Source organism: Pseudomonas hormoni, from assembly GCF_018502625.1.
Taxonomy (GTDB): Bacteria; Pseudomonadota; Gammaproteobacteria; order Pseudomonadales; family Pseudomonadaceae; genus Aquipseudomonas; species Aquipseudomonas hormoni.
The window spans coordinates 1791505-1803164 of sequence record NZ_CP075566.1 but is presented as its reverse complement, the minus strand read 5'-3'; the positions used below and the strand labels follow the sequence as shown (position 1 = coordinate 1803164).

Annotated in this window: 12 protein-coding genes and 4 pseudogenes; 4 read left to right on the top strand and 12 right to left on the bottom strand. The window is 50.8% G+C overall.

Annotation, left to right across the window (positions count from 1 at the left end; genetic code table 11):
- The first annotated feature begins 7 nt into the window (after nt 1–7).
- Together KJF94_RS08530 and KJF94_RS08525 are read left to right on the top strand one after the other, a co-directional pair.
- Nucleotides 8–280, top strand: a complete 273-nt coding sequence (locus tag KJF94_RS08530) for a heavy-metal-associated domain-containing protein (protein WP_214382582.1) — start codon at nt 8–10, stop codon at nt 278–280.
- 152 nt (nt 281–432) lie between these two features.
- Nucleotides 433–867 (top strand): PAS domain-containing protein, encoded by a 435-nt coding sequence (locus tag KJF94_RS08525; protein ID WP_214382581.1) that lies wholly within the window; start codon nt 433–435, stop codon nt 865–867.
- A 219-nt stretch (nt 868–1086) separates the two neighbouring features.
- On the opposite strand, the pseudogene KJF94_RS30085 reads toward KJF94_RS08525, so the two are convergent.
- The 4 genes and pseudogenes from KJF94_RS30085 to rimA all read right to left on the bottom strand — a co-directional run.
- Nucleotides 1087–1215, bottom strand: a pseudogene (locus KJF94_RS30085) (chemotaxis protein); the annotation flags it as partial.
- 164 nt (nt 1216–1379) lie between these two features.
- Nucleotides 1380–2669, bottom strand: a complete 1290-nt coding sequence (locus tag KJF94_RS08520; protein WP_214382580.1) for a sensor domain-containing diguanylate cyclase — start codon at nt 2667–2669, stop codon at nt 1380–1382.
- Between the two features lie 2 nt (nt 2670–2671).
- Complete coding sequence (locus tag KJF94_RS08515; protein WP_214382579.1) at nt 2672–3031, bottom strand: hypothetical protein; 360 nt, start codon at nt 3029–3031, stop codon at nt 2672–2674.
- A 381-nt stretch (nt 3032–3412) separates the two neighbouring features.
- Nucleotides 3413–4192: a S6 modification regulatory phosphodiesterase RimA gene (gene rimA, locus KJF94_RS08510; RefSeq protein WP_214382578.1), complete on the bottom strand. Its 780-nt coding sequence runs from the start codon at nt 4190–4192 to the stop codon at nt 3413–3415.
- A 527-nt stretch (nt 4193–4719) separates the two neighbouring features.
- Here rimA and KJF94_RS08505 point away from each other — a divergent pair.
- A pseudogene (locus KJF94_RS08505) lies at nt 4720–4969 on the top strand (hypothetical protein).
- 206 nt (nt 4970–5175) lie between these two features.
- Here KJF94_RS08505 and KJF94_RS08500 read toward each other — a convergent pair.
- The 5 genes from KJF94_RS08500 to KJF94_RS08480 all read right to left on the bottom strand — a co-directional run bounded on the left by KJF94_RS08500 (nt 5176) and on the right by KJF94_RS08480 (nt 9170).
- Nucleotides 5176–6207, bottom strand: a complete 1032-nt coding sequence (locus KJF94_RS08500) for a sensor histidine kinase (RefSeq protein ID WP_214382577.1) — start codon at nt 6205–6207, stop codon at nt 5176–5178.
- 9 nt (nt 6208–6216) lie between these two features.
- Nucleotides 6217–7692 carry an ATPase domain-containing protein gene (locus KJF94_RS08495; RefSeq protein ID WP_214382576.1) on the bottom strand — a complete coding sequence of 492 codons (1476 nt, stop codon included), beginning with the start codon at nt 7690–7692 and terminating at the stop codon, nt 6217–6219.
- The gene (locus KJF94_RS08490; protein WP_250548239.1) at nt 7689–8117 is read right to left on the bottom strand and encodes a hypothetical protein; all 429 of its coding nucleotides are present in this window, start codon (nt 8115–8117) and stop codon (nt 7689–7691) included. The genes KJF94_RS08495 and KJF94_RS08490 overlap by 4 nt, the downstream gene beginning before the upstream one ends.
- A 161-nt stretch (nt 8118–8278) precedes the next feature.
- On the bottom strand, nt 8279–8815 hold the full coding sequence (locus tag KJF94_RS08485; RefSeq protein ID WP_214384793.1) for a hypothetical protein: 537 nt from the start codon (nt 8813–8815) through the stop codon (nt 8279–8281).
- Nucleotides 8816–8945: 130 nt separating this feature from the next.
- Nucleotides 8946–9170 (bottom strand): hypothetical protein, encoded by a 225-nt coding sequence (locus KJF94_RS08480; RefSeq protein WP_214382574.1) that lies wholly within the window; start codon nt 9168–9170, stop codon nt 8946–8948.
- On the opposite strand from KJF94_RS08480, the pseudogene KJF94_RS08475 reads away from it, so the two are divergent.
- Nucleotides 9166–9504: pseudogene (locus KJF94_RS08475) on the top strand (hypothetical protein); the annotation flags it as partial. The gene KJF94_RS08480 and the pseudogene KJF94_RS08475 overlap by 5 nt on opposite strands.
- 457 nt (nt 9505–9961) lie before the next feature.
- On the opposite strand, the gene KJF94_RS08470 reads toward KJF94_RS08475, so the two are convergent.
- The 3 genes and pseudogenes from KJF94_RS08470 to KJF94_RS30080 form a co-directional block, all read right to left on the bottom strand.
- Nucleotides 9962–10657 carry a VIT1/CCC1 transporter family protein gene (locus tag KJF94_RS08470; protein WP_214382572.1) on the bottom strand — a complete coding sequence of 232 codons (696 nt, stop codon included), beginning with the start codon at nt 10655–10657 and terminating at the stop codon, nt 9962–9964.
- Nucleotides 10658–10905: 248 nt separating this feature from the next.
- Nucleotides 10906–11111, bottom strand: a pseudogene (locus KJF94_RS08465) (histone-like nucleoid-structuring protein, MvaT/MvaU family); the annotation flags it as partial.
- A gap of 47 nt (nt 11112–11158) precedes the next feature.
- On the bottom strand, nt 11159–11449 hold the full coding sequence (locus KJF94_RS30080; RefSeq protein WP_250548238.1) for a hypothetical protein: 291 nt from the start codon (nt 11447–11449) through the stop codon (nt 11159–11161).
- Nucleotides 11450–11660 lie beyond the last annotated feature (211 nt).

Below are 11660 nucleotides of genomic sequence, written 5' to 3'. Positions count from 1 at the left end.
GTCACCAATGAAAACTGTTGAACTGCAAGTCCAAGGCATGAGCTGTGGTTCATGTGTCAAACATGTCACCGAAGCGCTGCGCCCAGTTGAAGGCGTCAGTGACGTAGCGGTGGATTTACAAGCCGGACGGGTGAAGGTCAGCGGCGATTCGGACAGCCATGCGCTGCTTGCAGCCCTACAGGACGCGGGCTATCCAGCACAGCTGGCGACAGTGGAAAGCGTAGCGAGTAAGAAAACCTCAGGTTGTGGCGGGAACGGCGGTGGTTGCTGCTGCCGGTAAGCGTTATTTTTAAACTGGAGAACTCGCAGGTACGGGCCTTCGCCCAGTCCAAAAGGGCAAAATCATGAAAAAAACAGGTCGTGATTTTCTCGAAAGCGTTCAGAAGCCCAAAGTTATCCTAGAATGATGTGACATTCACTGGGGCTCTGAAAATGATCAATGCAGAATTGCTGCAACTGGTGGTTGAAGCATCCAACGATGGAATCGTGGTAGCAGAGCAGGAAGGCGACGAGAACATACTGATCTACGCCAATCCCGCCTTCCAGCGCCTAACGGGCTATAGCGTTGACGACATCCTGTACCAGGACTGCCGTTTTCTGCAGGGTGATGACCGTGACCAAGCCGGCCTTTCAGTTATCCGAGAGGCGATAAAGAACCTTCACCCCTGCCGGCAAATCATTCGCAACTATCGCAAGGACGGCAGCGCCTTCTGGAACGAACTGTCGATTACCCCAGTGTTCAACGACGCAGATCAACTCACCTACTTCATCGGTATCCAGAAGGACGTCAGCGTCGAGGTTGAGGCTAGCGAGCGAGTGCGCGAACTGGAAGCTGAACTCGCACTGTTGAAGAAGCAACTCGGATAATTGGAGCGCCAAGATTAACTCCGTACGGACTTGATAAGTTAACGCTCCAGCAATGTCCGGTCTAATAAAGTCCCCTGTTCAAACACCAAATATTGGTTGTCGTTTAGCAAGGTACTAACTCCGAGTCCAAGTCACCGACCGCCAGGATTTCTTCTCTGCAAAAATCGCCTATATTGCTGCAGAGCTTCGATTCGATTGGAGATAAAAGGTGGTCAACCCTACGACCGCGCCGTGTTGAACACTAACATCGGTCTGCTGAGAAATCTCATATGCCGTTTCAGCTACCTTACTGACTTGGAGCTCACACGCAACCTGATCCGTGACTACCGTCGCAAACCTAACCACCTTTCAGAGCGCGCATACGGTGTCCTAAACCGAGTTGTGCGTCGGGTCACTCGTGCCCGCATGCTGCTTGCGTCTTCATCAGTATCGGGAACAGCTGGCACAGCTTCTCAATATCTTCATTAATGTCTTTGCGACATATCTCTTGTTAACCCAGGTGATGCCATAAATTAGCAGTCATCAATATCAACTACACAATTCCTACCCTTGGATTTTGCATGATAGAGAGCACTATCTGCGGAGATTAACAGCTCCTTGAGAGTGGATCGCGATTGACTCATCGAGGCACACCCAATACTGACTGTGATTCTTATTTCCTCACCACCAGCATCGACACTAGATGCTTCAATGCTGCTCCTTAGTCGCTCCGCAATAACTGAAGCCTCGAGGCTATTGCTTTTAGGCAACATAACGACAAATTCTTCGCCTCCAAACCTAGCTATAGTATCTCCGGGACGAAGAACCCCCTCGGCAATTTTGGCTATCGACTTAAGAACTTCATCGCCAATGGGATGCCCCCAGCTATCATTAACATGCTTGAAGTGATCGGCGTCTAGCATGATTATAGATATTGAGTGCTCGTATCGACTTGCCCGCGCAAACTCTTTCTCTGCCAAGTTGAAAAAGTGGGCGCGATTAATTGCACCTGTGAGGTGGTCTTTAGTGAGCAAGTTGGCCAGATTATCACTCGACACCTTTCGCTCGGTGATATCTCGAAACACCACCGTATAGCCAGAAAACTTGTCATCTTCGTCACGCAGAACGGCGATCATTGTTTGAGCAAAAAAATTGTGTCCTGATTTGTGCTGGCAGCTATAGTCTCGTGAGTGCCAACCTTCTTCACGTGCGAATGTGAGTTGCTCCTTCAAAACATCCACTTCCAAAGCGGACAAACTATAGAAGCGGCCCAACGTCTCACCAATAGCCTCGGACTCCGTGTAACCTGTTAAACGCTCTGCCGAAGGGCTCCAGCTATTAATTACACCCTGTTCAGTCAAGCCGAGGACTGCGAAATCGTTAACAATCGTATAGATGGCGTCCAGCCATGAGTCTGTCTGCCTTAGCCTCCTTTCAGTTGCAACTTGGCAAGAAATATCAGTTAGAACTGTTATTAGAACCTCGTCATTGACCTTTACAATTGTACATGCGAGAACAATACCTCCGTCGGCTGCGGACGACACGTGGATTCTATGATTTACACATATTGATCCGCATGGCTCTCTAAAACTTGTCACTAAGTTACGTAGCTCAGGCGCAACGGAAGCAAGTGTTTCAAACAGATTTTCAAGGCCAATCGACTTAACCAATGGCATCAACAATTGTGTTGCCATGGGATTAAGCATATCAATTTTTCCGCCGGGGTCGGTTCTTACCAGCCCTACTGGCGATAGATACATGAATGAAATTAATGCTTCGTACTCTGACTCGATTGAGTCATTGGTCAGCTCTACGCTACTCATTTTTACGCCCACTCAACCAGTAGGAAGCGGGTGTTATTATCAATCTTTTTAAGCAGTCTTAATCTTACTGGGACGGGCCTCATTCTAAGTGCTAGAACGTAAGAAATAATCACGTCCAACTCAGGTTCATTCTCAAATCTTTGAGCGACCATTGCGTTATTCAAGCAGGGAGCAATTTCTAAAAATAGATTCTTACCTAAAACACGCGACTGTCGCAAGGCCGCACTTGTAGCTTCAAAAGTATTGTAAATCACCACTTCTGACGCGTCGCTAAAGCCAATTATCCCGAAGTTAAGAGTATCCAGTTGATCGGGTGCGCCCAACAATGCTTGAATCGATGCTTCTTCGAACGTAAGATTCATTTTCCTACTCACTCGCAAAGTACAATATTAATTTTTAAACGCCCCAGTCGGGCTGTATCCACCCTACCATATAGCAATAAGGCCCCTCCCCTTTTAGCATTCAATTATGAAGAACGGATGGCTATCTTCCAATTTAACCTTACCCTCTGCTCCAATGTCTCGCATGTCAAGCGCTTACCTTCGGAACGTTGCAGAAAGAGCCTAGTATCAAATCAAGCATAGCTACTCATTTTTTATTATGCCGTCCACTAATTGTATTTTTAGTAGCACCTTAATCTGTCATCCTGGAAGCTATCGATCCCTTATGGAGTTTTTTATATTGATAATCAGATACAAAGAGCTTTATCTTTAGCGCCTTGGCCACGGCGCATTTGAGGCAATCTATGCTTTATGCCAAGACTTGGCAGCGACCAGAGCCATTGCTTCAAATGCAGGCTTGGCGAACCAATACCCCTGCATCAGATAAACCCCGCAGTCGGTAAGAAAATCCCGTTCCTCAGCATGTTCGATTCCTTCTGCAATGATTTCAATACCCATTTCCGCACATATTATGACAACACCACGGACGATAGCCTGACGGGAGCGATCACGATGGATATTACGCACTAAGGCTATATCGAGCTTTATAAGATCCGGTTGAAAATCTGCCAACAGGGTCAGTCCCGAATAACCTGAGCCAAAGTCATCAATTGCTATTTTCAAACCGAACTCCCGATATACGCGTAGAATGTTGGTCAGATGGTGATTATTTTCAATGTATTCGCTTTCGACTGTCTCGAAAATCAGCCGATCGAGCGGGAAGTTGTGAATACGTGCGGCTTCCAACGTGCTTCTAATGCACAATTCTGGACGGTAAACCGCGTTGGGTAGAAAATTAATCGATAGGTGCTGAGTCATTCCAAGTTGCGCAGCAGTGGAAATAGCACGCATGCGGCAAAGCTGATCGAATCGATAACGGTTTTGATCGTTTACTTTCTCCAGCACTGACAACGCCCCCTCTCCATTAATGCCTCTCACCAACGCCTCATGTGCAAAAATTGATTGATCGCGAACGTCCACTATTGGTTGAAAAGCGAAAGTAAAATCTAAATCCAGCTCAAGAGTGCTTTTGCAACCTTGGCAACCATTGGACGAAGTCAATGAATTTGGAAATATTGTCACGTCGCACTCCAAAAAATTAATACTATCTTTATGGTGGCTATTCCAATTAATGCCTGAGCATCGTAATAAACATTAAATCAACTTTGGAAGGATTTATAATGACTCGGCTGGGCGTTTTGATTGTAGCAGTTTATTCTTGTATTGCTTCTTTCCGACTGATAAATGCTCGATTTTTAGCCTTCTAAATAACACGACGAGGTCAAAAACGGTTATGGCTTAGACACTTAACCTTGATTCATACCGCAGGACTTTTTGACACAGGGAACTGTCAGTCGCTGATTGCAAGGCTATGCGGCGAAAATAGAGACCAAAATAATCAGACGGAGAGCGTCAGATGAGGGGGCTTGAGGTAACGTGCTGAGTGAGTCGCTCCCAGCAACTTAGACTCTTCAGCGGATAGCTATGAGGCGGTAGCCACTTGACGCTGAAGTAGGAGTGATTCACAAGCCGAAGCTCGAACCTGAGGATAATGATCAGCTTGTGGATAATCCCACAGGCAATTTGCCAATAGCGGCATACTCCGAGAGGTGGGCAACGTGGCTAAAGACGAGAAGAAAAGCAAAGGTGAAGCTTCCAAAGGCAGCAAGGAATTAAAAGACAAAAAGTCATCACCGGCAAAGAAATCAGCTGCTTCCTCGGCTCTTTCGAAATCTTCCGAAAAGAAAGACAAGAAAAAAGATGCCGAACCGAAGAATTCTGCAAAAAAAAGCTGATAGCAAGCCAGAAAAGGCTAAGAAATCAGAGAAGGCAGAAAAGCCGGAGAAAAAGAAAAAGTGACATCTGCTATCCGCTAGGGCTTTACGCCCTAGCTTCCGGTGGGCTTGGCTTTAACATGCCGTTGGCGATCATCGGTGCGGGCTCTTCATCGCTGTGATCCTGGCAGAGGAATTCGCGTACAGCCATAGCGAAGGACGGCCATCGTAATGCCTGGTGGGATCTGGCGCGTGCCCCTGGACTCAGATAAATCAGCGTCCACGCCTTTTTTATCCGCTTGAATGGTTCGCCAACGGTAACGTGACCACGAACTCGCTACCCTTGCCATCACCCTCACTCATACCAGTAACCTTACCGCCGTGCGCCTCAACCAACTCGCGGACGACCGTCAGTCCGATGCCCAAGCCTGATCCATTGAAGCCGACGGCATGCACGTCTTGAATATAGGGATCGAAAATAAACGGGAGTGCTTTAGCGGAAATACCGATTCCATTGTCGGAAATCTTTATCTTCAAAACGTCGGACGCTACTGTTAAAGACAGTGCGATTCCACCGTGGGGTGGGGTGTATTTAGCCGCATTCGCCAGAAGGTTGTGGATAATCTGCGCGAGGCGCCCCGGGTCACCATTTACCATCAAGATGCCATCGGGAAGATGGGCGTCGAAACGCTGCTCCTGTGCGCTCATTAAAGGGCGACACGCATCAATGGCCTCACGTAGAACTTGAATCATGTCGACATCGCGGCGATTGAGTCGCAACTTCCCAGTGCTGACACGGGAGACGTCCAGCAGATCGTCGACCAGCTGTGACATATGTTGCACTTGGCCCTCGATCAACTCCCGCATTCGAGGCAGTTCGTCACTAGGCATCCGAACCATACGTTCTGCAATCATGCTGATAGGTGTTAATGGGTTACGTAGCTCATGGGCCACTGTCGCCAGTATGCTTTTTTGCTGACTCAGTGCGCGCTCGGCTACAGCTTGAAGGTCTTGAGCGCTGAGCGCAGCTATGACCAATTGCGCATTAGCCTCACGCAGTTCCTGATACATCCGCTGTTCTTCCAAACGAGGGGCAACTACTGCGTCTGACTGCACGAGGAGTTTAGCCGGTACCAACTGCTGATCGGCCCCAATCACTTGCTCGATCTGCTGACTGTCCACCAGCGGGTTGCTAGCGTCGCTCAACTCTTTTTGCAAGGCTGCCAGCACGGCGCGCGCTTCAACGGTTTTCTGGCCAAGCAGGAAGAGCTCGTTAGCGGCATTAGCGATCTCACGCTCTTTCTTGCCATCGACATTACTCATGAGTCGGGCTCAAGCATTTTTATCTCCTGGATGTGGTACACCTGAAATCCGCTTTGTAGGTCGGCCTCCGAGCAGACCTTCTTGGTCATGAAGCGTTTCGCCAATCTGCAAGCCATTTTCATCGACGCGGTATAAGCGCAGCTCATCGGAGTGGGCACTGGCCCGCAACTTGACCACGGCCATGATCCGCAGTAAGCGGCTCTCTACTTCGATATAGCGTTGGACAATGATCGCGTCAGTGAGAAATGCCGTGCCGTAAGGGCTGAAACGCAAGTCGGTGTAGCGGTCTTCCAGCTCTGAGGTCATCAGCACACTGACCCCGGCACTGGTCAGCGCGGTGACCATACGCGACAGCGATTCACGGAAGTCTTCGCGGAAGGTCGGCGCCAGCGCCAGTTCGAAGCCCGACAACGAATCGATCACCACCCGGGTGGCTTTCAGTCGGCTGATCTCGCTGAGCAGCAACTGCACGATTTCGTCGATGGACAAGTCCGGTGCGCGACTGTCCACCAAGCCGACCTGACCGTTTTGGATCAATTGAATGAGGGCGGCATTTTGAAAATGATTGGGCCGTTGTTCGAACACCGCGATGACGCCGGTTTCGCCGTTGCGTGCGCCTTCTGCGAGGAACGTCGCTGCCAGGATGCTTTTGCCCGACCCCGACGGCCCGGCCACTAGCAATGAATAACCACGGGGCAGGCCGCCACCCAGCATCTCGTCGAGCTGTGGCACGCCCATTTTCAGGCGCTTGATGGGGATCTCCAGCGGCGCTTCAACCGGGTTGAGTGGCGCGGGTGCAAACACCTTGATCCCCGACGTCGCAATGTGGAAGGTGTGCAAGCCCGGTAACGTGGGCTGTCCGCGCATTTTCATGATTTCTATCTTGCGCACCATCGAGTTGCGCTGAACGCTCTGGCGCAGCCAAATCAGGCCATCGGCCACGGTGAAAATCGGGTTGGTGTCGGTTTCGGTGAAGTATTCGCCAATCAGGAAGGTCGTCGCCTGCCAGGTGGTCATCAACATGCCCAGTTGCTGTACGAACTGCGGCAGGTTGTTGTTGGGGTTGTCCTGGGTCTGGCTGGCCAGCACCACCGAACGGAACGAGTCGACGAACACCAGCGCCGGGGAATGCGCCTCGACCTCGCTGACGATGCGCCGCAGCACCTCGTCCAGATTCCCGGCCAGGGTGTCGGCGGCCAGGTTGACGTAGTGGATCGAGTGGTTGATCGCTTCGCTGTCGAAAAAGTCGAATTGCTGCTGGTAACGCAGCATCTTCAGCGGCGGCTCGCCGAGCACGGTAAAGAACAGCGCCGGACGCTCGGGCGTCGCGAGGGCGAACATCATCTGGTGTGCCAGAGTGGTCTTGCCGCAGCCTGGAGGGCCAGCGATCAGGTTGAACGAAAACTCCGGCAAACCTCCGCCCAGCACCTCGTCCAGTCCTGGCACGCCGGTGGCCAGGCGGTTGATAGTCACTTTGGAATTCATGGCGAGGTTTCCTGCTCAGGTGGGGCGCTCAAAGAATTGTCCCACACGTCACGAAGCAATCGTGCGGAGAGCGAGGGCCCAATCAGCGTGGTCAGCAACTCGTAAAACGTGGTCAGCAGGACTTCACCGAAAAACAGCGCATCGACTTCGCTTTGCTCGACGAGTACGGAGTTGAGGTTAATCAGATCCAGCGCGGTCTGCACACGGTTATAGATGCCGGCCAGGCGCGGATGGGTGGAGGCGCACAGATGGAGACTGCGGCGGTACAGCGCGACCACCCCTTGCTGGCCGATGATGGGCGTGAGAGCTGCACTCATATCCTGCAAGGTGGAAACAATCGCCTTGGCGATCCTTGTAATCTCAGCGTTGGCCCCGACACGGTGCGCCAGAGAAGCTACGATCTGGCGCCCACCTTCGCTTTCCATGGACATGGCTCACTAATTTTTGATGGGCACCTATCGATGGTACACCCTATAACCTGTGATCGAGTTTTCATTTGGGCGCAGAGCTGATGATGTTCGGAGCCTGCTAGGTGGCTGAAGAAAAGTAGTCCCAAACAGCAAGGGTTTACCTCTCTGTTTACGTCTCAAGCACCTGGATTTGTGATTTGGATACAAACCGACCAAATGCCAAGCAATATCCAGAATGTCGCAAAGATCCAAGGTGTGCGCACCGAAAACAGCAACGCCTTTCGATACCCCTTTTGCGTGGACTCTCTTTCACAAAATAAAGGCGACTCGTCATAAGCCAATCCCATTACAGGCTCGCTATGCAATAGCTCGCTCTGCTTGAAATGCCAATGGCCGATAATGTCGTATGCCGCACGAATACCGGGCCAAGCATTCAACGAACTTAGCACTCCAAGCAACGTAAGAAACGGTGGTACTACCAGCGTGAACAACTTGCCCCATTCGGGGTTGAGATTGCCCATAGAAGAGGCAAATGCGATGACCAAAAAAGACTGAGATGCCAAAAAGGCGTCAGTTCGATTAGCCAAGATGCTGGTTTCGTACTGAATCTCTCTTCGGTAAAAATCCAAGCGCTCCTTTGGCGACCCGAACATCCTGGCATTGTGCTCGTTTAGTGCGGTGTCACTTATCTGGGAAGTCAAAATTCTCGGCACGGTGGGTTCATCCTCATCAAACATTTGAAGCCGGCTTACCACCCATCCCAATCCGCGAATTGAACTGGATATCTCCCACGTCAGCGTTGGTCATTCACTAACGACTGCCGAAGGGTATTTATTCCTGATTTCATCTTTGCGTTGAGCGCTCCGCCATCATCCGCGCCCCGACCTCATGCTCAGCAACCTGCACCAGCCCATGGTCAGCCGCTGCAAGCGGAATCACCACCTCATCAACACGCTTCACCTTGACGTTGATCCGCCAGACTTCCTGGCCTTCAATGTCCTCCCTGCAGTTCACGTAATTCCAGGGCCGAAAGCCTTCGCGCTCGTTATAAGTACCCTGCTTGGTCACTCGCTGCAATGATGGCCGTATGCTCTTCACAGAAAAGGAAAAAGGTGTGGTTCATCAGTTGACCGAAGGCCGCAACGATCCTGCCGTGTCGGCAAATTTAAACCAGCCTACGTTCTTAAAGTGCGATGAACGTGGATTGTGGATTGTGGATTGTGGATTGTGGATTAGGGAGGACGCCACGCACCGTTCCCGGTTGTTGCTGGTTGACTCGCGAGGTCGCCAACAAACAATCCTTTCGTTCTTGAAAGCTCCGCAGTCGATAGTTCTCACAGCCAAGGGCGCATGCTTGTTCGCGGAACGTGGTCACAACCGAGTACTGGAACTGGTGCCATCCTCAGTCCTGGAAGTTCACGAGGAGGATGAATTGCTCGAGCAGCACGACGTGCAGGGTGAGGGTTTAGAGGAAAATTCTGAACGTCGTGAAACCCGAGAAATGATCCTTTTGTATCAAAACTTATACCGGTTGGTGAAGGTAACTTGATTGCAATTCGTATGCCGCCTCCGCCTAGGGTTTCGTGGCGAGCAGTAGCGTCGGGGCATGCGCTAGCATGCTTGATAGGATGGACCCCCAAGGCCTGCGTTTCAGTTTCAGCTTCTGTTCCAGCTTTCAATCCTGTGGGATTAAAAAGCTAAAGAAAACAGAAGAAAAAACCGGCGGCATCCTATCGAATAAAGGTGTGTGGGGGCAGCGCTGCTTTTCTCTTGCCTTCAAATATATAAACCCTGTTCCATCCTTGTATAAAGGCCCACTCTCACCATCAAGAATTTAATTCTGGAACCCGCTCCGGGTTTTATACTGTGGTTCCCAACAGGGTACCGACTCCTGCTGCCACCGCCATCGAAAGCGCACTCCAAAAAGTCACACGTAAAACCCCATTTTTAATATTCGCCCCGCCGACCTTGGCCGCCAAGCCGCCAAGGATAGCAAGGAAGACCAACGACGCGACGACGATGACTGGGATGAGATGTTCTTGTGGAACTACTACGACCACGAGTAATGGTAGTGCCGCACCTACGGCAAAGCTTAGCGCAGATGCAAGAGCAGCCTGTAATGGCTTTGCACTCATCGCATCGGTGATTCCCAACTCATCTCGGGCATGCGCCCCCAAGGCGTCGTGATCCATTAGTTTAGTCGCGACTTCTTTTGCAAGCGGCACCTCAAGTCCTCGCTCAACATAAATTCCTGTCAGTTCACGATTCTCGCCCTTCGGATTTTCCTGAATCTCAATTCGCTCCTTCTCTAGGGCAGCCGCTTCCGTGTCGGCTTGGGACTGCACGGAAACGTACTCTCCGGTAGCCATCGACATAGCACCGGCGACGAGAGCAGAGACACCCGCTATAAGGATGCTGTTGTGAGTTGCGTGAGAGGCGGCTACGCCCAGAATCAGACTTGAAGTTGAAACGATTCCGTCATTGGCCCCCAATACGGCAGCGCGCAGCCAACCAATGTTGTCTATTGAGTGTTTCTCTTTATGATGCGCTGCCATTCTGGAATTCTCCGTGTGAAAAATTGCATTAGGTCAGGTCTCTGGCGTCATGAGCACCGTGAGATGCATGTTGATGAACGGAGATCCAATCACCGGTAATGACTGAATCAACCGATTAAATTTCAGAAAGATGCTTTACGCTGCCAGCATGTCCCAGAACATACCGATCACGGTAAAAAGCCATTACGATAGTACATCGTGTTTAACAAAAAAGGCCCTCGAAGGGCCCTTTTGTACTCAAATCAAACTCACTTGGTCAGCCAGGACTCAACTGTCGCGGAGCCGTGCTCTGCTTTCCATTCTTTCAAGGTCTTGTGTTTGCCGCCTTTGGTTTCGACGACTTCGCCGGTGTGCGGATTTTTGTAAACCGTCACCTGGCGAGGCTTAAGGTTGCGGCTTTGGACTCAACAGCTGGAGCACGACGGCCATTTTGTGGATCGAGCAGGTTGATCACATACATTGTATGGCGACCACACCTCCGACCAAGCTGCAGATATAGGTCTAGGCAACATGCCTTTCAGTAGGTTTGAGACCAATCGCGAGTCGCCTTGCACACCCCACGCCCCATGCTAAAGCACGAGTCATTGATTCACCTGGCCTGGAATCAAGCGCCTCTTCATGCAAAGCCATGCCGCTCGCTGCATACACTCCAATGAACATCTGCGTGTTTCCCGTGGGCGACAGCCTCACTTGGACATCAATGAAGGTTCCGTCGTCTAACGTTTCGTCGTGCGTTCGATGGTGAAGCGCTGGATCAGCCCATTGCCAAAACACATCCCCGCGAATACGCATGTCATGCCCTCCTACGACTTTAGTCTTATATGTTGGAAAACTTACCATAGCGCAGAGATGCGCGGAGGCCACGGGTTGCTTCAAGTTTGAATGCTAAATCGGACGATTGGCCGCGATTCCTATACACGGCTAGAAATCCTGCATAGGTTCGGAGGAAGTCTTTTAGCTTTAATTGAGGGTATGAGGGTTTTTGCCGGTTTCAGCACCGCAC

Excerpts from the sequence above, each read along its gene's own strand:
- KJF94_RS08530 (WP_214382582.1), top strand. The coding sequence starts at position 8 with ATGAAAACTGTTGAACTGCAAGTCCAAGGCATGAGCTGTGGTTCATGT.
- KJF94_RS08525 (WP_214382581.1), top strand. The coding sequence starts at position 433 with ATGATCAATGCAGAATTGCTGCAACTGGTGGTTGAAGCATCCAACGAT.
- KJF94_RS08520 (WP_214382580.1), bottom strand. The coding sequence starts at position 2,669 with ATGAGTAGCGTAGAGCTGACCAATGACTCAATCGAGTCAGAGTACGAA.
- KJF94_RS08515 (WP_214382579.1), bottom strand. The coding sequence starts at position 3,031 with ATGAATCTTACGTTCGAAGAAGCATCGATTCAAGCATTGTTGGGCGCA.
- KJF94_RS08500 (WP_214382577.1), bottom strand. The coding sequence starts at position 6,207 with ATGAGTAATGTCGATGGCAAGAAAGAGCGTGAGATCGCTAATGCCGCT.
- KJF94_RS08495 (WP_214382576.1), bottom strand. The coding sequence starts at position 7,692 with ATGAATTCCAAAGTGACTATCAACCGCCTGGCCACCGGCGTGCCAGGA.
- KJF94_RS08490 (WP_250548239.1), bottom strand. The coding sequence starts at position 8,117 with ATGGAAAGCGAAGGTGGGCGCCAGATCGTAGCTTCTCTGGCGCACCGT.
- KJF94_RS08470 (WP_214382572.1), bottom strand. The coding sequence starts at position 10,657 with ATGGCAGCGCATCATAAAGAGAAACACTCAATAGACAACATTGGTTGG.
- KJF94_RS30080 (WP_250548238.1), bottom strand. The coding sequence starts at position 11,449 with ATGCGTATTCGCGGGGATGTGTTTTGGCAATGGGCTGATCCAGCGCTT.